We start from the raw sequence: 1,444 nt of genomic DNA, 5'->3' as shown, positions 1-1,444 counted from the left end.
TCTTCTGACCACGACTATGGTTGTTGGCATGATCGTAGGCCTTGTCTCAATGCGCGATTCAGTTAACGCCGAAATGGAAGATGTGGCTGAAGCGATTGGCGCCCTGGATCAAAGCTACGCCTTTGACGGTATCAAGAACAACCAGAACACTGCGGTTATCGCTGGTTCAGGCTTTGATGACGCAGTTGACACTTTGGCTGGCGACGACACTGGCTTTACCTTCACTATCGACAATGACGAAGGCCCAACAGGCAATACTGCTGATACTCAGGCGTCTAGCGCCGGTCTGCAGACTTCACCTTTGTAAGGTTAAGTCCTTAAGTACCTTGGCCTTAGCGCTAGGGTTCCAATCAAAAGCGATGCAGCCTCTGGCTGCATCGCTTTTTTGCTATTGGCGTAGAGAAACTGATTAGGGTGATTCATCGCTGAATTAAGCTGGGCGGCTATGGCTAGCATGTGGCTATTGTCGCAACCCTTCGAGATAAATACCCAGTACTAGCGATCAAAACATATCGGTTTATCAGCCACGTCTGGCAATGGGTATTCGGTAGGATCAGCCGGCACCGCTCAAAACCACATAAACTGCTTTGCATAATGCAAATCACCTTGCTTTAGGCGCTAATTCATCTTGATAGTTGGCCTAGAGGCCCCCATTTATTTTCTATTTAGCGTGTAATAAGTGTTTGTTTTATAACAATAATTAATAATTTTTTAGTGTTTGTGCAAGTCTGGCACGTCACCTGCAATCTACTAATCAGAAATTCAGAAATGGTCTGGTTGAGATCAGCGAATTTCGCCAAACCATGAAATTAATGATTAACAAACTTAAAACATTTAAAGGTGAATATTATGAAGATTCAAAGCAAATCAAGCATCCGTAACAAGAAGCAGGGCGGTTTTATTATGACCACTGAGTTGGTTCTTCTGACCACGACTATGGTTGTTGGCATGATCGTAGGCCTAGTATCAATGCGCGATTCAGTTAACGCCGAAATGGAAGATGTGGCTGAAGCGATTGGCGCCCTAGATCAAAGCTACGCCTTTGACGGTATCAAGAACAATCAGAACACCGCGGTTATTGCTGGTTCAGGCTTTGATGATGCAATTGACGCACTGGCTGGCGACGACACTGGCTTCACCTTTGTCGTTGACTCAGACGAAGGCCCAGGTAGCACTAACACTGCCGATACTCAGGCTTCTAGCGCTGGTTTGCAGACTTCGCCTCTCTAAGGGCGGCTTCCTTAGCGCCTGAGGGCGCTAAGGCTTAAACGAATTCAAGACACTGACACGAAATTTTAAAAGGCAAACTTAAAACATACTTTCAAACACACAGGTGAACACTATGAAGATTCAAAGCAAATCAAGCATCCGCAACAAGAAGCAGGGCGGTTTCATCATGACCACTGAGTTGGTTCTTCTGACCACGACTATGGTTGTTGGCATG

At 45.8% G+C, this 1,444-nt stretch carries 2 protein-coding genes; both read left to right on the top strand.

Going from position 1 to position 1,444, the window contains the following annotated elements:
• Nucleotides 1–307, top strand: a 307-nt coding sequence (locus ABYP33_RS19135; protein ID WP_373092948.1) for a hypothetical protein, incomplete at its 5' end; no start/stop codon positions are given.
• Nucleotides 308–849: 542 nt separating this feature from the next.
• Entirely contained in the window at nt 850–1,230 is a 381-nt protein-coding gene (locus tag ABYP33_RS19130) for a hypothetical protein (RefSeq protein WP_008248517.1), read from the top strand.
• Nucleotides 1,231–1,444 lie beyond the last annotated feature (214 nt).

Source organism: Zhongshania sp. (genome assembly GCF_041584495.1).
Classification (GTDB): Bacteria; Pseudomonadota; Gammaproteobacteria; order Pseudomonadales; family Spongiibacteraceae; genus Spongiibacter.
This window is presented reverse-complemented; position numbering and strand designations above follow the sequence as displayed.

Bases quoted from the DNA above. Each gene is read 5' to 3' on its own strand.
- ABYP33_RS19130 (WP_008248517.1), top strand. From the start codon at position 850: ATGAAGATTCAAAGCAAATCAAGCATCCGTAACAAGAAGCAGGGCGGT.